This window comes from Sphaerisporangium perillae, from assembly GCF_023276435.1.
In the GTDB taxonomy this organism is placed as follows: Bacteria; Actinomycetota; Actinomycetes; order Streptosporangiales; family Streptosporangiaceae; genus Sphaerisporangium; species Sphaerisporangium perillae.
Window position 1 is genome coordinate 20958 of sequence record NZ_JALLPO010000023.1, and the last position, 22481, is coordinate 43438.

Sequence of the window (22481 nt, forward strand, 5' to 3'; positions counted from 1 at the left end):
GGCAGCAAGGATGCCCGCATGCCGCGGCCCGGCATCACCGCGATGATCCCGTGCTACAACGAGGCCGACTGCGTCGAGCGGGCGTACCGGGAGATCCGGTCGGAGCTGGTGAGCTACGACGACGTCGAACTGCTCTTCATCGACGACGGCAGCACCGACGGCACCCTTGAGGCCATCAAAGGCTTCGCGGCCGAGGACCCGCTGGTGAAGTACATCTCCTTCGCCCGCAACTTCGGCCTGGAGGCCGCGTTCTCGGCCGGCTTCAAATACGCCTCCAAGCCGTGGACGGTGCAGTTCGACGCCGATCTGCAGTCTCCGCCGCACGAGATGCACCGCCTGGTGCAGAAGGTGCTCGAAGGCTACGACGTCGTCTTCGCGGTCCGCGAGGACCGGCGGGATCCCTGGTACCGGCGGCTCGGCACCCGCGGGCACCAGATGATCGCGAGCCGCTGGCTCGGCATCGAGCTGCCGCTCGGGGCGTCGGTGTTCCGGATCGTCAGGACCAGCGTGGCGCGCAAGGTGGTGGACAGCCGGCTCTCCACGCCGTACTTCATCGCCACCGCGCCGCTGCTCGGCGCCCGGTACACGACGCTGCCCACCTCGCACCGTCCGCGCGTCGACGGTCAGGGCAAATGGAACCTGCGCAAGCTGTTCGGGCACGCCCTCGAGCTCTTCGTCGGATTCTCGTTCCGGCCGCTGGTCTGGCTGAACGGCCTCGCCGCCGCCATGGTCACGGCCGGAATCGTGATCTTGGGACTCGCCTCGGCGGGACGGCTCGGCCCGGCCGAGGTGGCCGCCGCGAGCCTGGTGACCGGCCTGGTCACGCTGACCCTGCTCGCGGTGGCCGCCCGCTATCTCGTACGGGTGATGCGCGTGCAGGCGATCGGCGTCCCCCGCTACCAGATCCGGGAGGCCAACATCCCGATCCGCGCGGACGAGGCCCTGTACGGCCACGAGACGCCCTACGCCATCGCCGACATCTGGGAGAACGCAAGTTGAGGAACCTCATCGTGCTCGGCGGAGGCGAGGACCAGATCCCCGCTTACCGCGAGGGCCGCAGGCTCGGTTACCGGGTGATCGGCGTGGATCAGCGGCCCGACGCCCTCGGGGCCGCCGAGGCCGATCAGTTTCTCTGCATGACGAGCAGAGATCCCGAGGGGATCGCCCACGCGCTGGGGCCGATCGACGTCGCCGCGGTCATCTCGCCGGCCAGCGACGCGGCCCAGGAGTCGGTCGCCGAGCTGAGCAGGATCTACCGGACCGCTCATCAGCCCGCGCCCGGCGCCCTGCGGTGCTCGGTGGACAAGGGGTTCTTCCGCGAGGTGATCGATCGGCTGGGGCTGCCCGCCTACCGCTACGCCCAGTGCGACAGCGCCGAAGAGCTCGTCAAGGCGGCGGCGGGCATGGACTACCCCCTGATCGTCAAGCCGGCCGACTCCTCCGGCAGCAAAGGGATCACCGTGATCGACGGTCCCGCCGAGCTGCCGGGCGCGATCGAGCATGCCTGGAAGTACTCCTTCTCCCGCCAGGTGATCATCGAGGAGCTGGTGGCCGGCCGGCACTGCGCCGTGGAGTCCTTCTTCGCCGACGGCCGGCTCGCCTTCATGGCGGTCACCGACCGCACCATCACCGGACCGCCGTCGATGATCAGCATCTCGCACGTGGTGCCCGCCGACCTCGACGAGGCCGTCTACGCGCGGCTCGGAGAAGCGGTCACCGCGATCTGCGCGGAGGTCGGCCACCAGCGGGGGCCGGTCAACTTCGACTTCGTGCTCACGGCCGCGGGCGAGATCCTCTTCATCGAGATGGGCGCGCGGCTGGGCGGCAACGGCATGCCGCTGATGGTCCGGCACGCCTTCGGGCTGAACACCGTCGAGGCGGCCATCCGGCTGGCCCTGGGCGAGCCTCTGCGGATCACCACCTCGCATCGGCGCACCGCGGCCCTGCGGATCCTGACCGCCGACGTCGACGGCGTGCTCACCGCCATCGAGGGGCTGGACGACCTCAAGCGGATGCCCGAGGTCGTCGAGGTGCAGGTGTTCAAGTCGGCGGGCGACCGGGTGCGCGCCTACACACAGGCGGGCCACAAGCTCGGCTACCTGGTGATGGTCGCCGACACCAGGCGGCTGCTGGAAAGCGCTCTCGACGAAGCCCTGCGCACGCTCCGTTTCGTGATCGAGCCGGATACGAAAGGTTCCGAATGACCCTCCGACGACACCTCGGCTTCCTGGTTTTCGTGGCGCTGGCGGTGGCCGCCGCCGCGTTCGTCTGGTTCGGCCTGCCGCACGATCGGGAGGTGAAGTCGCTGTGGATCTTCCTGGTGAAGCTGCTGCCCTTCGTCTTCGCGACCGAGGCCGTGGCCCGGCTCGACGTGGACCTGGCCAGGCGGCTCCGGCTTCCCCTGTTGCTCGTCCCGGCGGCCTTCCTGGTCTACTTCCTCTACTTCGTCCCCAAGATCTTCTTCTATGGGGCCGTGGAGTCCGGGACCAGGGACGCCTACTACAACCTGTACTACAACGTCCTGACGCTGACGCCGCTGATCATCCTGTCGCTGGTCCTGGCCTACCGGCTGGGCCGCGGGGACGCGGCGACGGTCCGCAGGCTCGCCTACGGGATGCTGCTGCTGATGCTCTCGGGCCTTGAGGACCTGGCCTTCCTCACCGTCAACCACCACACCGACCCGGCCTACAGCACCATCCCGGCCGTGTGGGAGTGGGCCTCGCACATGACCGTGTTCATCGGCCACCCGCCCACCAAGTACGAGGCGTACGCCTTCATCACGGTCCACGTGCTGCTGGCGCTCGCCGTCTTCCTCAGCCCGCAGCGCTGGTGGGACGCGCTGGCCCGCAAGGTGGTCCCCTCGAGGCCGCCCGAGGCCGGCGAGACCCCTGACAGCAGGGACGCCCGCCCGGTCCAGCACGAGAGCGTCTAGCGATGCTGATCCGCGAGGCGGCCTACGTCCCGCTCACCATCGCGCGCCAGTACGGCGGCGTCGCGGGACTGCGGCGCCGTCAGCTCCGCGAGATCAACAAGATGCTTGAGCTGGCCCGCACCCGGGTGCCGTACTACCGCGACGACCCCCGCTACGCCCGCGGCCAGCTCGGCGGCCTCGCCGAGCTGGCCGAGCTGCCCCTGGTCGACAAGCAGGTGCTGCGCGAGCAGCCACTGGACCGCATGCTCGCCGACGGCGTCGATCCCGGCCGCTGCCTGTCCTTCCAGACCAGCGGCAGTACGGGGCGACGGGTCCGGATCATGCACGACCAGGACAGCCACGACTACCACATGGCGGCCTGCGTGCGCCGGTTCCTGGCCACCGCCCGCTACCTGCCGACCGACCGGCTCAGCCACATCCGCCCGTTCGCCCCGCCCGCCAGGCTGTTCGAGCGGTTCAAGCTGTTCCGGCGGCACGTGATCCTCTCGCATCGGCCGATGCGGGAGATCAAGGCGGAGCTGCTGGCCAACCGGCCCAAGGTCCTCATCGGCTACCCCGTGCACCTGCGGGCGCTGCTGCGCGAGCTCACTCCCGCGGAGCTCGCGCTCCTGAAGCGGACGCTCCGGATCGTCATGACCGAATCGGAGCTGCTGCTTCCCGAGCATCGGGCGATGTTCGCCGAGCGTTTCGGCGCGCCGGTCTTCGACGAGTACTCGGCGTTCGAGGTGCTCAACGTCGCCTACGACTGCCGGTACGGCCGCGCGCACCTGGGCGAGGACCGTATCTACTGCGAGATCGTGGACGAGCACGGCAAGCCCGTCCCGGACGGGGAGCCCGGGCAGGTGGTCGTCACCGCCTTCCTGGAGCGGGCCATGCCACTCCTGCGCTACAGCCTCGGGGACATCGGGCTCATCGAACCCGGCCGGTGCCGTTGCGGGCGCCGGTTCCGCACCCTGCGGCTCACCACGGGGCGCAGCAACGACTTCGTCACGCTCCCGTCCGGCGAGCGGCTCTACCCCGACGCCTTCCTGCACCTGGCCGCCACCCATCCGGGGATCAGCGAATGCTTCGTGCACCAGGACGCCGAGGGGCTGGTGCGCGTGCACGTCGTCCCCAGCGGCGGCCTCTCCGGCGGCGAGGAGGAGAGCAAGGTCTTCGCGACCGTTCGCGACAAGCTCTTCGCCCTGGCCGACGGCGAGTTCCCGCTGGAGGTCGTGGCCGTCGAATCGGTGGAGATCACCCCGGGAGGCAAGGGCAGGTTCGTCACCTCCGACTACGCCGCGCCGCCCGCATGAGAGTGCGGGCCCCGGCGCCGAAGCTCATGGCGGCGCTGGTCGGCGGGCGCGCCGCCTTCCGGGGGACCACCCTGCTGGTCAACATCGCGCTGCTCGCGGCCTGGGGCTCCGCGGGGTACTCCGAATACGCCCAGGCGATGGGGGCCGCCACGTTCCTCACTCCCCTCGCCTCGATCGGGATCGAGAAATGCGCCCTGAAGCTGATCCCGCGGGTCCGGCACACCGGCCCCCTGCTGGTCGGCATCTACGTGGCGCTGGCCGGGGCGCTCCTGCTGGTGGCGCTCGCCGTGCTGGCGGCCGTCCTGTTCTTCCGCCAGGACGGCCCCGGCCCGCCGGCCGCCCTGGCCGGGCTCTACGCGATCTTCCTGGGCGGCAACCAGGTACTGGTCGGCCTGTGCCGGGCGGTCGGCAGGCCGGGCAGGGACGTCGCCAACCATCTCGTGCTGGCCGCGGCCCTGGCCTGCTGGACAGGGGTGGCGGTGCTGTACGCCGCGCCGATGGTGTTCCTGGCCCTGTGCGTCGCGACCCTGGCCGTGCTCAACGCGGTGTTGCTGGCCGGCCTGCGGCCCCGCTTCGGCGGCCTGCGCCGCCGCACTCTGGTGCGCGCCGCGGTCGGGACATCCCTGCTGATGGCGGTCCCCGATGTGGTCGGCGGCCTGTCGACGAGCCTGCTCTTCCTGGCGCTCTCGGTGAGCGGCGCGGACGCGGAGAGCAGCGGGCTGTACATGGCCTTCGTCGCCTCCTCGACGTTCCTGAACGCCTTCGGCTACCTGCTCCGCATCGTGCAACCCGACGTCTCCCGGGCGTTGCACCAGCGTGACCTGACCGGCGTGCACGACCGGCTGGCCCGCTGGCTGCGCCTGCTCATGCTGACCGGGACGCCGTACCTGCTGGTCGTCCTCGGCGCGGCGCTGCTGTCGCTGCGCCCGCTCGGCGGCGTGGGGGTCGTCATCCTCTACGCCGCCTGTGTCCCGATCATCTTCGCGATGGGCAGCGCGAACTACCTGATGGAGAACGCCACCCCCGAGGCGCTGGCCGCCACCGCCACGGGCGCGGCGATCTCGCTGGTGGCGGTCGGGGCGCTGGCCTTCCTCGTCGTGCCCTGGGCCGGAGCCCTCGGCGCGGTGGCCGTGCTCGCCGCGGGCGAACTCGTGCACGCGGCGGCCGTCCTGCGCTGGCTGGGACCACGGCGCGCGCTCTCCCATCAACCGATCCCCGGGGTCTGAGCGGCACATGCCCGCCCCCACCTCAGCGCACCACGCCGTCACGGCTGGTGGATAGGAGTTTCTGTGATGACCCCCACCTCACTGGTCACCGGCGGCGCCGGGTTCATCGGCTCGCACGTCGCGGCCGACCTGGTCCGGGCCGGCCACCGGGTCGTCGTGCTGGACGACCTGTCCGGAGGGGACGCGGCCAACGTGCCAGGCGGCGCCCACTTCCACCAGGGCAGCGTCTGCGACGCCGAGGTGGTCGACGCGCTGTTCGCCGAGTGGAGGTTCGACTACGTCTTCCACCTGGCCGCGTACGCCGCCGAGGGGCTGAGCCATTTCATCAAGCGCTACAACTACACCAACAACGTGATCGGCAGCATCAACCTCATCAACGCGTCGGTGAACGCCGAGACGGTACGGTGCTTCGTCTTCACCTCCTCCATCGCCGTCTACGGGCACGCCGAGCCGCCGATGACCGAGGACCTCGTGCCGGCGCCCGTCGACCCGTACGGGATCGCCAAGTACGCGGTCGAGCAGGAGCTGAAGGTCACCCACGAGATGTTCGGCCTTCCGTACATCATCTTCCGCCCGCACAACGTCTACGGCGAGCGGCAGAACATCGGCGACCGCTACCGCAATGTCATCGGCATCTTCATGAACCAGATCCTGCGCGACGAGGAGTGCACCATCTTCGGGGACGGCGAGCAGACCAGGGCGTTCAGCCACATCGACGACGTCGCGCTCCCGATCGCCCGGTCGATCGGCAACCCGCGGGCGTACGGGGAGACCTTCAACATCGGCGGCGACACTCCGTACACGGTCAACGAGCTGGCCGCCGCGGTCGCCTCGGCCATGGGCGCGCCCCTGCGGGTGCGGCACCTGCCGGCCCGCCACGAGGTGGTCCACGCCTACTCCTCCCACCAGAAGGCGCGCGACCTCCTCGGCGTCGGGGCCGACGCGATGCCGCTCGCCGGCGGGCTCGCGCAGATGGCCGCCTGGGCCAAGAAGCACGGACCGCAGGAGCCGTCGGTCTTCTCCGGGATCGAGGTGGCCCGCAACATGCCCCCCTCGTGGCAGGCCCTGATCGTCCCCTCCTGACCGGTTCGCCATCGGCCGCGGGCGTCCGCCTCCGCCTCTCGCAGTGCGCCGTTAACGCGCACCCGCGGAGGTGCGGGACGATATACCGGTGTACAACATCTCAGAGGAACCGGTTCTGCGGCCCGTGGCACGGTCGATCACCCGCACCGACCTCGTCGCCGACTCGATCAGGACCGCGATCCTGTCCGGCCGGATCAAGCCGGGCGAGACGCTGGTCGAGCGCCGGCTCGCCGAGCAACTCGGGGTCTCCAAGACCCCCGTGCGCGAGGCGCTGATCGGGCTCGCCTCGACCGGGCTGGTGGTCATCAGCCCCAACCGGGGCGTCAGCGTCCGCGTGCTGGACGCCGCCGACCTGCGCAAGGCCCAGGAGCTCCGTCTCCTGCTCGAGCCGTGGGCGGTGGCGTCCTCCACGCGCATGGGCCGCCCGGCCACCGTGGCGGACGCCCGGCAGGCGCTCGGCGAGGCCCGCGAGCTGCTGTCGGGAGAGGACCCGACGGCCCTCAGCCTGGCCAACCGCCGCTTCCACCGAGCGCTCTACTCCGGCTGCGACAACGAGCTTGTCACCACCCAGCTGGACAACCTGCAGGACCTCACCGCGCTCGGCACGGTGACCGTGCTGTGGCGGCACTGGCCGACCTGGCGCGAGGAGTTCGCCGAGCACGAGGACATCCTCGCCGCCGTTGAACAGGGCAACGCCACCCTCGCCGAACGCCTGATCAGATCGCACGTCAAGCGCAGCGTCACCCACCTCAGCCGCCCCCGCAAAGCCTGAGCGCGGGGAGCCGCGCGCGGCTCCCCGCTAGGCGCCCGGGGGACCGGAGCGGTAGCGGCGCAGGGTCTCCTCGTCCGGAGGGTAGGTGCCGCGGAGCGGGGCGCCCGCTTCGATCTCCGACTGGATGAACTCCTCCAGCCGCTCCTGCTCGAGGGCGTCGCGGGCCACCTCGGCCGCGAGGTGGCGCGGCACGCAGACGACGCCCTCGGCGTCGGCGACGATGACGTCGCCCGGGTACACCGGAACCTCCGCGCAGCCGATGGGCACCTGCAGGTCGATCGCGTGGTGGCGCGCGAGGTTGGTGGTCGCGCAGACGCCGGCGGCGAAGGCGGGCAGCTCCAGCTCGGCGAAGAACGGCGAGTCGCGGACCGCGCCGTCGGTGACCAGCCCGGCGGCGCCGCGGCGCAGCAGGCGGGTCGCGAGGATGCCGCCGATCGAGGCCGCCCGCGTCTGGCCCCGGCAGTCCATGACGAGCACCTGCCCGGGCCCGACCGACTCGACCGCGAGCCGCTGCGGGTGGTCGTAGTCCTTGAACACCGACAGCACGTCGAGGTCCTCGCGGGCGGGGATGTGCCGCAGCGTGAACGCCTCCCCCACCATGCGGGTGCGGGCGGGGTTGAGCGGGCGCAGCCCGGCCAGGAAGGTGTTGCGCAGCCCGCGGGAGAACAGCTGCGTGGTGACCGTCGCCGTGGAGACCCGGCGCAAGGCGTCGAAGACCTCCGGCCCGAGCGCGTCCTCCCCCGCCTGCCCGTTCACGCCTTCCCACCCGCTCACGTCTTCCCGCCCGCTCATGCGGCACCGACCGGGAGGCGCAGGGAACGGAGGATGGCGGTGACCTCGTCGCGTTCGCCGTCGGGGAGGACGGAGATCGGGGGGCGCACGTCGCGGCGGCACAGGCCGAGCTGGGCCAGTGCCTCCTTGAGCACCGAGACGTTGTTGGCGTTGCCGCGCCTGGCGCGCAGGTCCTCGATGGGCTTGAGCCGCCGCCACAGCCGCATCGCCCCGCCGGCGTCGCCGGCCTGGAGCAGGCCGTGCAGTTCGAGCGACAACTCGGGCACGATGGCGACCAGGCCGGAGGTGAACCCGCGCGCGCCGCCCATCCAGTAGAACGGCGCCCAGCTCTCGGCGAGCCCGCACACCCAGGTGACCTCGGGGACCTCGGCCGCCATCTCGGCGAACCGCACCGGGTCGGGCAGCGCGTACTTGACCCCGACCACGTTCGGGCACGCGTCCACCAGGGCCTTCACCGTCCTGGGGATGATCAGCGGGGACCGGAGGTAGCACACCACGCCGAGCCCGGGGACGGCCTCGGCGACGTCCCTGTGGTAGTCGACCCAGCCTTCCTCCGACTGGTAGGGATGCACGGGCTGGTGGACCATGACGGCGTGCGCGCCGAGGTTCGCGGCCTCGGTGGCGAGCCGGACGGCCGAGCCGGTGTCATGCCCGACGCCGGCGATGACGGTGGCCTCGCCGGCCGACTCCAGGGCGAGCGCGACCACGTGGTTCAGCTCGGCGACGGACAGCGAGTAGAACTCTCCGGTGTTGCCGTTGGGCGTGACCGCCGTGATCCCCGCCGCGACCACCCGCGACACCACGGCGGTGTAGGCCGGCTCGTCGATCCGCCCGAACCCGTCGAACGGCGTCACCGGTATGGACACCACCGACGAAAGCGCCCGCCTCACGTCATCCAACATCACGATCTTCCCTCCACGGCGAATCCTGATTCTGGTATATCGGTACATCGTCGTGCTGACCTATTGACATATCACACACGTTTTCATTCTGGTGTGCGCCATGGACATCGCTTCCGAGACCCCCGACGCTCCCCGCCCCACCACGATCCACGCGGTCGCGGCTCTGGCCGGGGTGTCACCCTCGACGGTCTCACGCGCGCTGATGGCAAGGGCGCGTGACCGTACTCGCCGCACACCGCTCCGGACCGCCATCGGCGGAGGGCGACCGAACATGACCGCGCTGACCCCTTGCCTGGTACGCGGACGCCTGGCGGGAGTTCGGGCTGGCCGACGTGCTGCAGGTGACGCTGCTGGTCGCGCTCGCCGTGGTCGGGCTCGCGCTGCTCCTCGGCGTGCCGGCGGCCTACGCGCTGGCGCGGCGCGACTTCGCCGGCAAGCGGGCACCGCGCCGCCCAGGCGATCGACGCGATGGCCGTCGTCTACACCCTGCTCTCCTCGGCCCTGCTCGTCCTCGCCCTCATGTTCGTCAACCCCACGCAGATCGTCGCGCAGGTGAAGGAGGTCACGCCGGACCGACCCCGGCGAGGTGCGCTCAGCGGGCGAGGCGGATGACGTTCCAGGAGACCGGGGGCAGGAGGACCCTGAGCGGGCCTGCCTGGACGTCGGGGTTGGGCCGGGGGGTGACCCGGCCCGGGTCGTCGGCGGTGTTGGTGGCGTAGACGTCGAGGTCGGTGAGCGTGGTGGCCTCGACGACGCGGACGTCGCCGAGGGCGCGGGCTTCCAGGGTCAGCTCCAGGGGCCCGTCGGTGGAGCGGTTCACCGCGAAGACGGTGGTGACGTCCTCGTCGCGGGTGGCGACCGCGTGCAGCAGCGGCACCTCGCCGTACTCGGCCGTCTCGTGCACCGGGGAGACGGGCTCGACGCGCAGCACGTCGCCGGAGGCGTACCGGGCCGCCTGGGCGAACGGATGGAAGATCGTCTGCCGCCACGCGCGCCCGCCTGGCTCGGTCATGATCGGCGCGATGACGTTGACGAGCTGGGCCTGGCAGGCGGCGGTGACCCGGTCGCTGTTGCGCAGCAGGGTGATGAGCAGCCCGCCGACGGCCACGGCATCGGCCAGGTGGTAGCGGTCCTCCAGCAGCGGAGGCGCCACCGGCCAGCCCCTCGGCGGCTCCTGCGACTGCCGCGCCTGGAAGCGGCTCAGGTACCAGACGTTCCACTCGTCGAAGGACACGTTGATCCGCTTGGTGGCCCGGACCTTGGCGCGGACGTGGTCGGCGGTCGCGACGACCGAGGCGATAAAGTTCTCCATGTCGGTGGAGCAGGCGAGGAAACTCGCGAGGTCGCCGTCCTTCTCCTCGTAGTAGGCGTGGCAGGAGATGTGGTCGACGTGGTCGTAGGTCTCCTCCAGGACGGTGGCCTCCCAGGAGCCGAACGTCGGCATGGAGGAGCCCGAACTGCCGCACGCCACCAGCTCCAGGCCCGGGTCGATCATGCGCATCGCCCTGGCGGTCTCGGCGGCGAGCCTGCCGTACTCGCGGGCGGTCTTGTGGCCGATCTGCCAGGGACCGTCCATCTCGTTGCCCAGGCACCACATCCTGATGGCGTGCGGCTCCTTGGACCCGTTGGCGATCCGCAGGTCCGACCAGTGGGTGCCGGACTCGAGGTTGCAGTATTCGAGGAGGTCGAGAGCCTCCTGCACACCGCGGGTGCCGAGGTTGACCGCCATCATGGGCTCGACGCCGGCCTTGCGGGCCCAGCGGACGAACTCGTCGACGCCGACCTGGTTGGGCTCGGTGCAGTGCCAGGCCAGGTCGAGCCGCGCGGGGCGGGAGGCGAGCGGGCCGATGCCGTCCTCCCAGCGGTAGCCGGAGACGAAGTTGCCGCCCGGGTAGCGCACGGTGGTGGCCCCCAGCTCGCGGGTCAGGTCCAGGACGTCGCGGCGGAAACCGTCCTCGTCGGCGGTGGGATGGCAGGGCTCGTGGATCCCGGTGTAGACGCAGCGGCCGAGGTGCTCGACGAAGGTGCCGAAAGTGCGCCGCCGTACGGAGGCGACGCGGAACGCCGGATCGATCGTGAGGGACGCCTGGTACACGAGTGCTCCTGCCCGCCTTCGCGAAGGTCTATAACGGTCGACCTGATTGCGCCGATTGTTAGCGTTATCAACCATGCCGTCAAGGACTCACGACGGTAACGTTTCGATCTCATCAGCGGCTGCCCGCCTCGGCGCACGGACCGGCAAGCCGCGAAAGTCGGGCCTTGACACTGATGGTGTTATCGCAAACACTCGGGAAACCTCCGCGAAACACAACCGAGGGCGTCGCACGTGATCACAACGCATCGGCCAGGCGACACCCGCCCGGACACCCGAGACGGTGCGGCGGCCGGCGCCGGCGAGAACCCTGGATCGCCCCCTCCCCCACCTCCCCCGCCACCGTGACGACCTCGCCCTCCGCCGGCCCGGTCGCCCTGTTAGCGCTCACAACGAAGCGCTTCGACAGCCTCCACCTGTACTGGCAGCCCCCGCTCCTCCTGGAGGACACATGGCCGACGGCCCCCCGCGACCGTCCCGGCGAGCCGTGCTCGGCGCGGCACTCGCCCTTGGGACACTCACACTCGCCGGATGCGGCGGCGAAGGCGGCACCACCAAGGTGCGCTACTGGAACCTGTTCGGCGGCGGCGACGGCGCGCTGATGCTGACGATGCAGGACGAATTCAGGAACAACAACCCCGGTATCGCGCTGGAGGCGGTGACGCTCGCCTGGGGCGCCCCGTACTACACCAAGCTCGCCATGGCCGCCGCCGGCGGGCGGGCGCCCGACGTCGCCGTCCTGCACCTGTCCCGGCTCACCGGCTACGCCCCCGGCCACCTGCTCGACCCGTTCGACGAGAAGCTGCTCGCCGAGTTCGGCGTCACCAGGGACCAGTTCCCGCCCGGGCTCATCGAGCGCGCCACGGTGGACGGCAGGCTGTACGCGCTGCCGCTCGACACCCACCCGTTCGTCATGTACTACAACACCGACATCGCCCAGAAGGCCGGGCTCCTCGGCCCCGACGGCAAGCTCGCCCCGATCAGCGGGCCGGACGCGCTCATCGACGCGCTCACCAAGGCCAAGCAGGTCACCGGGGCCTACGGGCTGGCGCTCGACAACCTCGACGTGATGCCCTGGCGGCTGTTCTGGGCGCTCTACCGCCAGCAGGACGGCGACATCACCCTGCCCGCCGGCGGCAGCGTCGGCATCGACGACGTCAAGGCGCTCAAGGTGCTGAACTTCATGGGACAGCTGACCGCCGAGGGCCTGGCCACCCGGAACGTCGACTACCCGGGCGCGGTCGCGACGTTCGCCGGCGGCAAGGCCGGCTTCCACTGGAACGGCGGCTGGGAGACCGCCACCTTCACCACCGCCAAGATGCCCTACAGCATGACCCGCCTGCCCAACATCTTCGGCAACGCCCGCACCTCCGGCGACGCGCACTCGTTCGTCCTGCCCCACCAGCGCGCCCGTGACCCCATCACCACCAGGGCGTCCTACCGGTTCATCACCGAACTGCTGAAGTCCAGCGTCACCTGGGGCAGGGCAGGGCACGTGCCCGCCTACCAGCCGGTCGTCGCCGAGCCGGCGTACCTCGCGCTCAAGCCGCAGTCGGAGTACCGCGACGTGACACCCGATGTGCAACTCGACCCGCCCGCCTGGTTCAGCGGGTCCGGCTCCGACTTCGAGAACCAGGCGGGCTCGGCGTTCCAGAGGGTGCTCGCCGGGTCGCTCACCCCCGAGCAAGCGCTCGCCCAGTTCAAGGCGGCCGTCGACAAGCTGCTGTCCACCCCCAGCCCCGTATAGGAGACCCGATGGCGACGATCACCACCCAGGCGCCCGCGGCCGTCCCCGTGACCGAGGCCAGGCCCGCGCTGTGGCGCCGCGTCCCGACCGGCGTGCTGTTCACCCTGCCGTTCTTGCTGTTCTACGCCGCCTTCCTCATCTGGCCGACCATCTCGGCGTTCGGCCTCAGCTTCTTCAACGAGAGCCTCACCGGCACCCGCGGCGAGCTGGTCGGCCTGCGCAACTGGACCGAGATGCTCGGCGACGCCGCGATGTGGAGCGCGCTCGGCAACACCCTGTACTTCACGGTGCTCAGCACGCCTCCGCTGGTGCTGCTCGGGCTGGTCATGGCGCTGCTCACCAACCGCGTCATGCCGCTCCGCTGGCTGTGGCGGCTGTCGTTCTTCATGCCGTTCCTGCTCCCCGCCAGCGTGATGTCCCTCATCTGGCTCTGGCTCTACCAGCCCGGCTTCGGCCTGCTCAACGGGGCGCTCACCAGCCTCGGGATCTCGGAGGTCGGCTGGCTCAGCGACCCCTCGCTGGCCATGATCTCGGTGGTCATCGCGACGCTCTGGTGGACGGTGGGCTTCAACTTCCTGCTCTACCTGGCCGCGCTGCAGCAGATCCCCGAGCAGCTCTACGAGGCGGCGTCGATCGACGGCGCGGGCTGGTGGCAGCGCCTGTGGTCCATCACCCTGCCCATGCTCGGCCGCACGACCGGCCTGGTCATCGTGCTGCAGCTGCTCGCCAGCCTGCGGCTGTTCGACCAGGCCTACCTCATCTACCAAGGGTCGGGCGGTCCCGCCTTCTCGGCGCGCCCGGTCCTGGAGTACGTCTACGACACCGCCTTCACGAGCTTCCGCTTCGGGTACGCCTCGGCCATCTCGTCGTTCTTCTTCGTGCTGATCGTCGTGGTGTCGGTCACCCAGCTCAAGCTGTTCCCTTCCCGCCGAGAGGACGAGCGATGACCGCCGTAGCCACACCGGACAGATCGCCCCGGGCGACGGCGCGCGCATGGAACGTCGCCGGGCTGATCGTGACGGCGATCATCGCGCTGCTGTGGCTCGTCCCCCTGCTGTGGGCGGTGGACACCGCGCTCAAACCCGAGGGCGAGACCACGAAGATCCCGGTGACGTGGTGGTCGGACAACCTCGGCTTCGAGGCGTTCCGCAAGGTCTTCACCGAGAGCGACCTGGTGCGGTGGTTCCTCAACAGCACCGTGGTCGCCGCCGGCGTCACCGTGCTGGTGCTCGTCACCGCCAGCATGGCGGCGTACGGCTTCGCCAGGACCGAGTTCCGCGGCAGGAAGGTGCTGCTCGCGGTCGTCGTCGCCGGCATCATGGTGCCCCCGCAGGTCCTGGTCGTGCCGCTGTTCCGCGAGATGCTCGGCCTCGGCCTGGTCGACACCTACTGGGCGATGATCCTGCCCCAGGTGGCGGCCCCGGCGATGGTGTTCATCCTGAAGAAGTTCTTCGACGGGCTGCCGCGCGAACTTGAGGAGGCCGCGCGGGTGGACGGGGCCTCGCCGTGGCGGCTCTACTGGCAGATCGTGCTGCCGCTGTCCCGCCCCGTGCTGGCCGCCGTCGGCATCTTCACGTTCATCTTCACCTGGAACAACTTCTTCTGGCCGTTCCTCGCCGTCTCCGATCCCGACCTCATGACGATCCCGGTGGGGCTCGCGACGGTCCAGAGCTCCTACGGCCTGCGCTACGCGCAGATCATGGCGTCGGCCGTGCTCGGCGGCCTGCCCCTCCTGGTCGCCTACGTCTTCTTCCAGCGCGACATCATCCGCAGCGTCGCCCACACCGGCCTGAGCGGCACCTGACCGCCAGCGCGCCCCGGACCTGCGCCCACGGCGCCGTGCCCTCCCCTCGGGAGACCGCACGGCGCCGTGTTCGCGCGGTGGGACGGCCACCGTGCCCGTGTCCCCCGCGTGACGGATGAAAAAATGGTTTGAACCGGCTCTCAGGGCGCCGCGTACCTCCGTCCGTACGCACATGCAGACGACATAGGAGGCCTGATGCGGTCACGCATCGTCACGCTCTGCGCTGCGGCACTCGTCCTGGGCATTTCCACCGGCACGATCCCGGCGCACGCTGAGTCCACGCAGTCCAAGGAGTCCACCAGGTCCACCACCACTTACACCAAGAACCGGTTCGCCGAGATCCCCCTCATCTCGGACGTGGCAGGCAAGGCGGACGTCACCGACCCCAAGCTGGTCAACCCCTGGGGTCTCGCCATGGGCAAGACGCTGTGGGTCTCCAACGCCGGCACCGGATCGGCGACCGTCTACTCGGGCGGCGCGGGACTGCTCACCAAGGAGAAGACCGAGGTCGCCATCCCCGGCGGCACGCCGACCGGCCAGGTCTTCAACGGTGAGGAAGGGTTCGAGGTCTCCAGCAAGGGCGTGACGGGGCCGGCGACGTTCATCTTCGCCAGCCCCAGCGGCGCCATCAGCGGCTGGAACGCGGAGGTCAGCCCCGGCAACGCGATCATCGCGGCGTTCACCCGGCGCGCGGACTACAAGGGCCTCGCGATGATGCGGACCAACCGCGGGTCGTTCCTCCTCGCGGCCGACTTCGCCCACAACCGGATCGACGTCTTCGACGACGACTTCCGCCGGGTGCGCCTGGCGAAGGGGGCCTACCAGGACGGCGGGCTGCCCCGTGACTACTCCGCCTACAACGTCGAGATCGTCGGCAACGCCGTCTACGTCGCCTACGCCAAGCGCGACTCCGAGACCGGCAAGTCGATCGCCGGCAAGGGCTTCGGCTTCATCAGCCGGTTCACCGCCTCCGGCCGGTTCGCCGGGCGGGTCGCGGCCCGAGGCGCCCTCAACGCGCCGTGGGCGATGATCGCCGCTCCGCAGGGCTTCGGCGCCTACGCCGGAGCGCTCCTCGTCGGCAACTTCGGCGACGGCTGGATCAACGCCTACAACCCGCGGAACGGCCGCTACCTCGGCCCGCTGCGCAAGGCGGACGGCAAGGCGATCGCCATCGAGGGTCTGTGGGACCTGGAGCAGGGAACCGCCGCGAGCGGCGGCGAGAACGCCCTGTGGTTCTCCGCCGGCATCCAGAAGGCCCAGCACGGCCTGGTCGGCCTGATCATGCCGGCCGACGCGGCCAGCACCACGGCCCAGCCGAGCGCGTCGGCGAGCCCGACCGCCTCACCGACTTCCTCCTCCAATTCCAACAACAACTCCGGCTACTAGAACAGTAGGGAGGTGGACGACCACCGAGCCCGGCGATGGTAACGGGCTCCTGCCAACCGAGGATTCACCATCTTTCCTGAAGACCAGCACGACCCGCCCGAATGAGCGGAAGTCGGCTGCGGGGTGGCGCGCCCCGCAGCCGGCTTTCGGTTGTTCGGACATCCCCGCCCCTTCCCCCCACGGCGTGCGCCAGGAGGCGGGGAGGTCCGCTCCGCCACCGGGAAGCCCCGGTCACGCCGCCCGTCAGCGGGTGCCGGGACCCCCAGGTGAGGAGAGCGTCCGCCCGTCAGGCGACGGAGCAGGCCGTCCCGTTGAGGCTGAACGAGGCCGGCTTGCCGGTTCCGCCGGTGTGGGTGGCCTGGAAGCCGAAGTTCTGCGAGCTCCCCGGAGCGATCGTTCCGTTGTAGCTCACGTTCTTGGCGGTCACCTGGCCGCTGGAGGGCGAGATGGTCGCGTTCCACGCAGAGGTGATCGTCTGCCCGCTCGGCAGGCCGAACGCCAGCGACCAGTTGCCGATCGTGGTGGTGCCGGTGTTGGCGATCGTCACCGAGGCGGTGAAGCCGGTGTTCCACGACTGCATCGTGTAGGTGACCCGGCAGCCGCCGGCCGGCGGGCTCGGCGAGGTCGGCGGAGTCGGGGTGACCGGCGGGGTGGGCGTGACCGGCGGCGTCGGCGTCACCGGCGGGGTGGGCGTCCCGCCCGCGAGGCCGAAGAACTGGATTGCCGCTTCGGCCATGCCGCTCTGCGGGAGGTCATGCCCGACGCCCTGCACGCTGATCGCCTCCACCGGCGGCTGGGTGCCGGTGTTGCCGTAACGGGTGCGCGTCCAGTTCGACTGCGGGCGGTCGGTGAGCACGGCGGTCTGCGAGACCCCGAGGACGTTGGTCCACTGCTTGATCTCTTCCTGGAAGTTCGGGTAGCGCAGCGTGCCGTCCTCGGTGCCGTGCCACACCTGCATGCGGGGGCGGGCGCCGCTGTAGCCCGGGTACGCCGCGCGCACCAGGTCGCCCCACTGCTGCGGGGTCTTGGTGACCTGGCCGTTGGCGCAGGCGCTGTTCCAGCTGGACCCGTCGGTGGTGGCGAAGCACCCGAACGGCACGCCCATGAACGCCGCGCCCGCCTTGAAGACGTCCGGATAGTCGCCGAGCAGGACGTTGGTCATCATGCCGCCCGAGGACGCGCCGGTGACATAGACCCGGTCGGGATCGCCGTTGTTGTGCTGCTGCACGTACTTGACCATGGAGATGATGCCGACCGGGTCGCTGCCCCCGTCGTGCTTCAGCGCCTGCGGCGAGGAGACGTCGAAGCAGCTGCCGCTCCGCGTCGCGGACGGGTAGATCACGATGTACCCGTACCGGTCGGCGAGGGAGGCGAACTGCGTCCCTGAGTAGAACGCCGGACCCGAGCCCGTGCAGTAGTGCACGGCGACCAGGATCGGCGGGCGCGAGGACACCGAGTTCGGCACGTACAGGTGCATCCGCAGGTTGCTGGGATTGTTCCCGAAGTTGGTGACCTCGGTGAGCGAGGCCGGCGACGCCGGGGACGCCGTGACGAGCCCCGCGACGATGAGCGCCGCGGCGGCCGCCACGGCGCCGAACATTGTCCTTATCCTCATGTGTTGTCCTGTCCTCCGGCCCGTAGCGCAGATCGCGGGCGCTTCTGAAACATTCCGGAGTATCGGCCGATATATTTCGGCAAACAAGGCGGCCGGTCCGCCGGTCGCGGGCCAGTGCGTCGACCAGGTGAGTCCCGGGCATCGGCCCGGCGGGCCCCTGAAACTTTCCACGCCGGCCCGCCCGCGACCACCGCAAACGCGTGGCGTGAGTCCAGTCGGAAAGGCATGGCGGAAGGCGGCCCGGGGGGCCAGGCGGAAGGCGCCCGGAAAGGCGGCCCCGGGGAGCGAGGCCGATGGCGGCTCGGTGGGCCGGTCGGAAGGGCGCCCGGTTCAGGCGCGGGACGGCGGCGCGGTGCTCTCGCGGACGACCAGTGTCATCACCCTGGACACGGTCGGCGCGGACACGCCCGCCGGCTTCGCGATCTCGCCGCCCGGCGGCCACGTCCCGCCACCGGCCGGCGGGGGGACGGCGGCCAGGTGGCGAGGCGGGCGGCGCGTCAGGCGAGGCGGGCGGCGCGTCAGCGGATGGTGCCGAACGCCAGGCCCGCGACCAGGGCCACGACCAGCGACAGGACCACCAGGACCATCACCGTCGCCAGGGGATTGCGGCGGCGGGGAGGCGGGACGTCCGCCCGGAGCGCGTGGACGCCGGCGGACGGCGTCACCGCCGGCGGCGTCGGCCGGTGCTCCACCGGAGGCGGCGTCGGCCGCGCCGGAGGCGGCGCCGTACGGGGTGCGGCCTGAGGACGGGCCGGGCCTTGCGCCACAGGCGGGGCCGGGGAGGCGGGCCGCGACACGGTGGGCGACGGGGACGGAGGAGCCGTCGGCGTGGGCGGCGGGGACGGCGTGGGAACCGGCACGGGCTTCGGCGGATACGCCGGGTGCCGGCAGATCGGCGGCCCCCCGATCGTGATGCCGACCCGCAGGCTCACCACCACGTCCACGTCGAGACAGAGGGCGACACCGGGCGCGACGGACAACCGCTGAGGCTCGGGATCGGCCGGCTGGATCATCGCACCGGCCAGCGACAGGGACGCGAAGGGCACGGCCAGGAACGCCGTGGCGCGTGGAGCGGCCGGCATCATCCGCTCCACGGGATGCGCTGGAACTCCGTCAGCGCCGCGCGGAACGCCTCCGGCCCAACGGACAGGCCGCTGGCGAACACGTGGGAGATCTGCCAGGTGAGAAAGACGCCGAACCCGAGCATCGCGGCCATCACGAACAGCGGCACCAGCGTCCTGCCGCGGGGCCGGGCACCCGCCAGGAACGGGAAGAGGATGACGATCGCACCGGTCAGGATCGTCAGAGGGAGCACTCCCGCGGGCGGCGCGGCCTGCGCGTCCGCCGCCCTCTGGCGCCGGGCCGCCGATAGGTCCTTCATGTCCTCCAGGGTCTCGCTCTTGGCGCTCTTGGCCTCGTCGCCGGTCACGATCAGGCCTGCCACCTGAGTGCGCAGCGCGTCCAGGCGAGAGGCCCCCTCCAGGCTGAGCCGGCCGTCCGCCATGAGCGGCCACTCCTTCTGCAGGACGTACTGGACGTAGTCGCGGACCTGCTGCTGCACCTGGGCGCCCGCGGGGGCGGGCAGCCGCGCCGCGGACCAGTAGGTCTCCACGGCCGCGCGGCTCTCGGCGTAGGTGTTCTGGCGGGCGGAGTCGGCCGTGGTCCAGGGCACGATGATCGCGATGGCGAACACCAGCAGGAACAGCGACGACAGCATGGATCCGGCATGGCCGGCGGTGGGGCCGTCCGGGACCACGTCGTCGGTGCCGTGATCGAGCCTGCGGAACAGAAAGGCGGCCGTGGCCACCACACCGACCGCCGCGGCAACCGCGAGTACGCAGACGAGCATTACCATCTCCATAGCTGTATGTGGGCAGCCGCGCACCGCCCGTTACCGATCGCATGCCGTCACATAGCTATCACATGAAGTAACGACCATGGGCGGTCATTCAGGGAACCCACGGACGGTCATCGAATCTCCTTGAGTGTGGAGTCCCCGGGCTTCAGCCGTGGGGAGGAGGTCAATCAGGAGATGTCCGCAGGTTCGCCGGGCACAGGGGCGACCCGGTAGGCGGCGGCGCAGCTTCGAGGGCCGCCCGAGGGCGACGGGCCGACGGTGGGCGTGACACTGACCGTGGGGGTCACGCTGACGGTGGGCGTCGGGGAGGTGGTGGTCCCCGTCCGGGGGACGCGGATGATGCGGTCGTCGGTGGCGGCGGGGGTGCCCCTGCCGTCACGGTTGCTCGTCGTGACCCAGAGCCAGCCGTCCGGCCCGGCCGCGACGGCGCGCAGCCGCCCGTACGTCCCCTGGAACTCGGCGACCGGGGCGGACGCGGGCGCCCCGCCGCTCACCGCCACCGTCCACAGCCGCGTCCCGCGCAGCGCGGCGGCGAACAGCGTGCCGTTGGCGTACGCCAGGCCGCTCGGCGACGCCTCGGCCGTCGTCCAGACCACGAGCGGATCGCGGAAGGAGGAGTTGCCGCACCTGCCCTCGCACGTCGGCCAGCCGTAGTTGGCGCCGGCGACGATGAGGTTGATCTCGTCGTAGGTGTTCTGGCCGAACTCGGTGGCGTACAGCCGCCCCTGCTCGTCCCAGGCGAGCCCCTGGACGTTGCGGTGGCCGTAGCTGTAGACCAGCGAGTTGGAGAACGGGTTGCCCGACGGCACGCCGCCGGTGGGCGTCATGCGCAGTACCTTGCCGCCCAGGCTGCTCAGGCTCTGGGCATTGGAGGAGGTCCCGCCGTCACCCGTGGTGACGTACAGCATGCCGTCGGGGCCGAAGGCGATGCGCCCGCCGTTGTGGAAGCTCGCCTTGGGGATGCCGGACACGATGACCTGCTGCGTGCCCGGCGAGCCGAGGCGGAACCGGACCACGCGGTTGTCCGAGCCGCCGGTGAAGTAGGCGTAGACCCACTGGTCCTGAGCGTAGGTGGGCGAGACGGCGATGCCGAGCAGCCCGGCCTCGCCGGACGGCGAGACGCCCGGCACGGTCGCCACCTGCACCGGCGAGGCGCCCGGGCGCACCTGCATGATCCGGGCGGTGTCGCGTTCGGAGACCAGCGCGCTGCCGTCGGGCAGGAACGCCAGCCCCCAGGGCACCTGCAGCCCGGTGGCGGCGACCTCCGCCCGGGTGAAGTCGAAGCCGCCGGTCGCCTGGGCTCCGGCGGCGGGCGGTCTGGTCACGACGAGCGCCGCCGCCACGGCGACCGCGGAGAGGGCGACGACCAGGGCGGAGGCGAAGCGCTTACGCATGACAGACATAACGTGCTCCCTACGCAAAGTAAGGATCGCTGTCAGAATAGATGCCGGTGACCAACAGCGCCCAGGCGGCCCCGGGCCGCCGTGAAGGGACCGCGATGCGACACGCCACAGGCGAACACACGCCCGGCACCAGCGGCTACGACGCCGAACTACGGCGGCACAACGAGGTACTGCGCCGGGCTGTTGGCGTCCAGTTCCACGACCGCGTCCTCGACATCGGCTGTGGGACCGGGCAGACGACCCGACAGGCCGCGCGTACGGCCCGGGCGGGCAGTGCGCTCGGGGTCGACGTCTCGGCGCCCGCGATCGAGCGCGCCCGCGAGCTGGCCCGGCCGGAAGGACTCCGCAACGTCACCTTCGAGCATGCCGACGCGCAGGTCCACCGCTTTCCGCAGGAGCGCTTCGACCTGGCGATCAGCAGGTTCGGCACGATGTTCTTCGACGACCCCGTCGCCGCGTTCGCCAACATCGGGCGGGCGCTGCGCCCGGCCGGGCGCCTGGTGATGATGGTTTGGCAGGCCCACGAGCGCAACGAGTGGGACGTCGCCATCCACCAATCCCTCGAAGCAGCCGAAGGGCCAGTAGCCGCCGCTTGCGACGGACCGGATCCGTTCTCGCTCGCCGACCCGCCGACCGTGAAGGAGATCCTGCAGGCCGCAGGGTTCGCCGGCGTCGCCTTCAGCGACGTCCACGAACCGGTCTACTACGGTCCGGACGTGGCCGCCGCCCTCGACTGGATCCGCGGCTTCACGTGCACCAGCGAAGTCCTGAAGCGGCTGGATCCCGCCGCCGCGACGCGCGCCGTCGAGCGTCTGCGCGTGGCGCTCGCCGCGCACCTGAGCGACGACGGTGTCTGGTTCAACTCCCGCGCCTGGATCATCACCGCTCATCGCCACCGAGAGGGAACACAACCGCGCCCAGTCAGTTGATCAACCGAAAACTGTCAGCACCATCGCATAACCTGACCATGAACCGCGCCTATCGATTTACACCGGATTTCGGACGCCGCCCGAGAGGCTGAAGGACGTCGACTATGTGGGCTCATCGCATTTGGGGGTGTAGTTGGGGTCTGAAGCCTCCGGCTTCGAGCAGCGATCTGGCGACGTAGTTCGTCAGGTTGCGGAACCCGAGGGCGGAGCCGCGGAGGTGCTCGAGCCGGCCGTTTATCGCCTCGGTCGGGCCGTTGCCGATGCCGGGGTGGTCGAAGAACGCGAGCACGTCGGCGGCGCGCAGCTTCAGCGTCCGGGCCGAGCTTGCGGATCTCCTTCAGAGCGGCCGGGACGCCGCTGGCGACGGAGTCGATCACGGCCCGCATCATCTGCTTGCCCCTCTTCTTGCCGGGTTCGCGGTAGGCGGCGATGGCGCGCTGGTAGACGCCCCAGGTCGCCTCGACCTCGACATGGTCCTCGTCGGCGAACAGCGCCTCCAGCCGGGCGCGCTGCTTGTCGGTGAGCAGGCTCTCTCCGCGACGCGGCACTCGATCACCGCCCGGCCCGGCTCCAGCCGCTGCCCGACGGCCTCCAATCCGAGCTCCTCGAGGCGGCAGAACGCGGTCAGGTCAGGGGCGTCGAAGG

At 70.8% G+C, this 22481-nt stretch carries 20 protein-coding genes and 1 pseudogene; 13 read left to right on the forward strand and 8 right to left on the reverse strand.

Annotated features, from left to right (window positions below; all coding sequences use genetic code 11):
* Positions 1–18: 18 nt before the first annotated feature.
* The 7 genes from MYF83_RS22765 (at position 19) to MYF83_RS22795 (ending at position 7308) form a co-directional block, all read left to right on the forward strand.
* Positions 19–999 (forward strand): glycosyltransferase family 2 protein, encoded by a 981-nt coding sequence (locus MYF83_RS22765; protein WP_248962647.1) that lies wholly within the window; start codon positions 19–21, stop codon positions 997–999.
* Entirely contained in the window at positions 996–2204 is a 1209-nt protein-coding gene (locus MYF83_RS22770; RefSeq protein WP_248962648.1) for an ATP-grasp domain-containing protein, read from the forward strand. Before MYF83_RS22765 ends, MYF83_RS22770 begins: the two co-directional genes overlap by 4 nt.
* Positions 2201–2932, forward strand: a complete 732-nt coding sequence (locus tag MYF83_RS22775; RefSeq protein WP_248962649.1) for a hypothetical protein — start codon at positions 2201–2203, stop codon at positions 2930–2932. Before MYF83_RS22770 ends, MYF83_RS22775 begins: the two co-directional genes overlap by 4 nt.
* A 2-nt stretch (positions 2933–2934) precedes the next feature.
* Complete coding sequence (locus tag MYF83_RS22780) at positions 2935–4227, forward strand: phenylacetate--CoA ligase family protein (RefSeq protein WP_248962650.1); 1293 nt, start codon at positions 2935–2937, stop codon at positions 4225–4227.
* Positions 4224–5453 (forward strand): hypothetical protein, encoded by a 1230-nt coding sequence (locus tag MYF83_RS22785; protein WP_248962651.1) that lies wholly within the window; start codon positions 4224–4226, stop codon positions 5451–5453. The genes MYF83_RS22780 and MYF83_RS22785 overlap by 4 nt, the downstream gene beginning before the upstream one ends.
* A gap of 66 nt (positions 5454–5519) precedes the next feature.
* Complete coding sequence (locus MYF83_RS22790) at positions 5520–6536, forward strand: NAD-dependent epimerase/dehydratase family protein (protein WP_248962652.1); 1017 nt, start codon at positions 5520–5522, stop codon at positions 6534–6536.
* A gap of 88 nt (positions 6537–6624) precedes the next feature.
* A complete protein-coding gene (locus MYF83_RS22795; RefSeq protein WP_248962653.1) occupies positions 6625–7308 on the forward strand; it encodes a GntR family transcriptional regulator in 684 nt (227 codons plus the stop codon).
* Positions 7309–7335: 27 nt separating this feature from the next.
* Here the strand turns inward: MYF83_RS22795 and MYF83_RS22800 are convergent, their stop codons facing one another.
* Together MYF83_RS22800 and MYF83_RS22805 are read right to left on the reverse strand one after the other, a co-directional pair.
* On the reverse strand, positions 7336–8100 hold the full coding sequence (locus tag MYF83_RS22800) for a ribonuclease activity regulator RraA (protein ID WP_248962654.1): 765 nt from the start codon (positions 8098–8100) through the stop codon (positions 7336–7338).
* Positions 8097–9002 carry a dihydrodipicolinate synthase family protein gene (locus tag MYF83_RS22805; protein WP_248962655.1) on the reverse strand — a complete coding sequence of 302 codons (906 nt, stop codon included), beginning with the start codon at positions 9000–9002 and terminating at the stop codon, positions 8097–8099. Before MYF83_RS22805 ends, MYF83_RS22800 begins: the two co-directional genes overlap by 4 nt.
* A 468-nt stretch (positions 9003–9470) precedes the next feature.
* On the opposite strand from MYF83_RS22805, the gene MYF83_RS22810 reads away from it, so the two are divergent.
* Entirely contained in the window at positions 9471–9614 is a 144-nt protein-coding gene (locus MYF83_RS22810) for a hypothetical protein (protein WP_248962656.1), read from the forward strand.
* Here MYF83_RS22810 and arfA read toward each other — a convergent pair.
* Complete coding sequence (arfA, locus tag MYF83_RS22815) at positions 9595–11097, reverse strand: arabinosylfuranosidase ArfA (RefSeq protein ID WP_248962657.1); 1503 nt, start codon at positions 11095–11097, stop codon at positions 9595–9597. The genes MYF83_RS22810 and arfA overlap by 20 nt on opposite strands.
* A gap of 448 nt (positions 11098–11545) precedes the next feature.
* Between arfA and MYF83_RS22820 the strand changes: the two genes are divergently transcribed.
* From MYF83_RS22820 to MYF83_RS22835, 4 genes are all read left to right on the forward strand, one after another.
* On the forward strand, positions 11546–12841 hold the full coding sequence (locus MYF83_RS22820) for an extracellular solute-binding protein (RefSeq protein WP_248962658.1): 1296 nt from the start codon (positions 11546–11548) through the stop codon (positions 12839–12841).
* A gap of 8 nt (positions 12842–12849) precedes the next feature.
* Positions 12850–13788, forward strand: coding sequence for a carbohydrate ABC transporter permease (locus MYF83_RS22825; RefSeq protein ID WP_248962659.1), 939 nt, complete (start codon positions 12850–12852; stop codon positions 13786–13788).
* Positions 13785–14645, forward strand: coding sequence for a carbohydrate ABC transporter permease (locus tag MYF83_RS22830; RefSeq protein ID WP_248962660.1), 861 nt, complete (start codon positions 13785–13787; stop codon positions 14643–14645). The genes MYF83_RS22825 and MYF83_RS22830 overlap by 4 nt, the downstream gene beginning before the upstream one ends.
* Before the next feature lie 195 nt (positions 14646–14840).
* Entirely contained in the window at positions 14841–16031 is a 1191-nt protein-coding gene (locus MYF83_RS22835) for a TIGR03118 family protein (RefSeq protein WP_248962661.1), read from the forward strand.
* A 286-nt stretch (positions 16032–16317) separates the two neighbouring features.
* On the opposite strand, the gene MYF83_RS22840 is transcribed toward MYF83_RS22835, so the two are convergent.
* From MYF83_RS22840 to MYF83_RS22855, 4 genes are all read right to left on the reverse strand, one after another.
* Positions 16318–17631: an extracellular catalytic domain type 1 short-chain-length polyhydroxyalkanoate depolymerase gene (locus MYF83_RS22840; RefSeq protein WP_248962662.1), complete on the reverse strand. Its 1314-nt coding sequence runs from the start codon at positions 17629–17631 to the stop codon at positions 16318–16320.
* A 533-nt stretch (positions 17632–18164) separates the two neighbouring features.
* On the reverse strand, positions 18165–18728 hold the full coding sequence (locus tag MYF83_RS22845; RefSeq protein WP_248962663.1) for a hypothetical protein: 564 nt from the start codon (positions 18726–18728) through the stop codon (positions 18165–18167).
* A complete protein-coding gene (locus tag MYF83_RS22850; RefSeq protein ID WP_248962664.1) occupies positions 18728–19495 on the reverse strand; it encodes a bestrophin-like domain in 768 nt (255 codons plus the stop codon). The genes MYF83_RS22845 and MYF83_RS22850 overlap by 1 nt, the downstream gene beginning before the upstream one ends.
* 176 nt (positions 19496–19671) lie before the next feature.
* On the reverse strand, positions 19672–20907 hold the full coding sequence (locus tag MYF83_RS22855; RefSeq protein WP_248962665.1) for a PQQ-dependent sugar dehydrogenase: 1236 nt from the start codon (positions 20905–20907) through the stop codon (positions 19672–19674).
* A 95-nt stretch (positions 20908–21002) separates the two neighbouring features.
* Here MYF83_RS22855 and MYF83_RS22860 point away from each other — a divergent pair, with 95 nt between their 5' ends.
* On the forward strand, positions 21003–21836 hold the full coding sequence (locus MYF83_RS22860; RefSeq protein ID WP_248962666.1) for a class I SAM-dependent methyltransferase: 834 nt from the start codon (positions 21003–21005) through the stop codon (positions 21834–21836).
* A 112-nt stretch (positions 21837–21948) separates the two neighbouring features.
* On the opposite strand, the pseudogene MYF83_RS22865 reads toward MYF83_RS22860, so the two are convergent.
* Positions 21949–22372: pseudogene (locus MYF83_RS22865) on the reverse strand (transposase); the annotation flags it as partial.
* Positions 22373–22481: the final 109 nt, after the last annotated feature.

Bases quoted from the DNA above. Each gene is read 5' to 3' on its own strand.
- MYF83_RS22765 (WP_248962647.1), top strand. From the start codon at position 19: ATGCCGCGGCCCGGCATCACCGCGATGATCCCGTGCTACAACGAGGCC.
- MYF83_RS22835 (WP_248962661.1), top strand. From the start codon at position 14,841: ATGCGGTCACGCATCGTCACGCTCTGCGCTGCGGCACTCGTCCTGGGC.
- MYF83_RS22800 (WP_248962654.1), bottom strand. From the start codon at position 8,100: ATGAGCGGGCGGGAAGACGTGAGCGGGTGGGAAGGCGTGAACGGGCAG.
- MYF83_RS22855 (WP_248962665.1), bottom strand. From the start codon at position 20,907: ATGTCTGTCATGCGTAAGCGCTTCGCCTCCGCCCTGGTCGTCGCCCTC.
- MYF83_RS22820 (WP_248962658.1), top strand. From the start codon at position 11,546: ATGGCCGACGGCCCCCCGCGACCGTCCCGGCGAGCCGTGCTCGGCGCG.
- MYF83_RS22810 (WP_248962656.1), top strand. From the start codon at position 9,471: ATGGCCGTCGTCTACACCCTGCTCTCCTCGGCCCTGCTCGTCCTCGCC.
- MYF83_RS22785 (WP_248962651.1), top strand. From the start codon at position 4,224: ATGAGAGTGCGGGCCCCGGCGCCGAAGCTCATGGCGGCGCTGGTCGGC.
- MYF83_RS22790 (WP_248962652.1), top strand. From the start codon at position 5,520: ATGACCCCCACCTCACTGGTCACCGGCGGCGCCGGGTTCATCGGCTCG.
- MYF83_RS22830 (WP_248962660.1), top strand. From the start codon at position 13,785: ATGACCGCCGTAGCCACACCGGACAGATCGCCCCGGGCGACGGCGCGC.
- MYF83_RS22860 (WP_248962666.1), top strand. From the start codon at position 21,003: ATGCGACACGCCACAGGCGAACACACGCCCGGCACCAGCGGCTACGAC.
- MYF83_RS22805 (WP_248962655.1), bottom strand. From the start codon at position 9,002: ATGTTGGATGACGTGAGGCGGGCGCTTTCGTCGGTGGTGTCCATACCG.
- MYF83_RS22780 (WP_248962650.1), top strand. From the start codon at position 2,935: ATGCTGATCCGCGAGGCGGCCTACGTCCCGCTCACCATCGCGCGCCAG.
- MYF83_RS22850 (WP_248962664.1), bottom strand. From the start codon at position 19,495: ATGCTCGTCTGCGTACTCGCGGTTGCCGCGGCGGTCGGTGTGGTGGCC.
- MYF83_RS22845 (WP_248962663.1), bottom strand. From the start codon at position 18,728: ATGCCGGCCGCTCCACGCGCCACGGCGTTCCTGGCCGTGCCCTTCGCG.
- MYF83_RS22825 (WP_248962659.1), top strand. From the start codon at position 12,850: ATGGCGACGATCACCACCCAGGCGCCCGCGGCCGTCCCCGTGACCGAG.
- MYF83_RS22775 (WP_248962649.1), top strand. From the start codon at position 2,201: ATGACCCTCCGACGACACCTCGGCTTCCTGGTTTTCGTGGCGCTGGCG.
- MYF83_RS22840 (WP_248962662.1), bottom strand. From the start codon at position 17,631: ATGTTCGGCGCCGTGGCGGCCGCCGCGGCGCTCATCGTCGCGGGGCTC.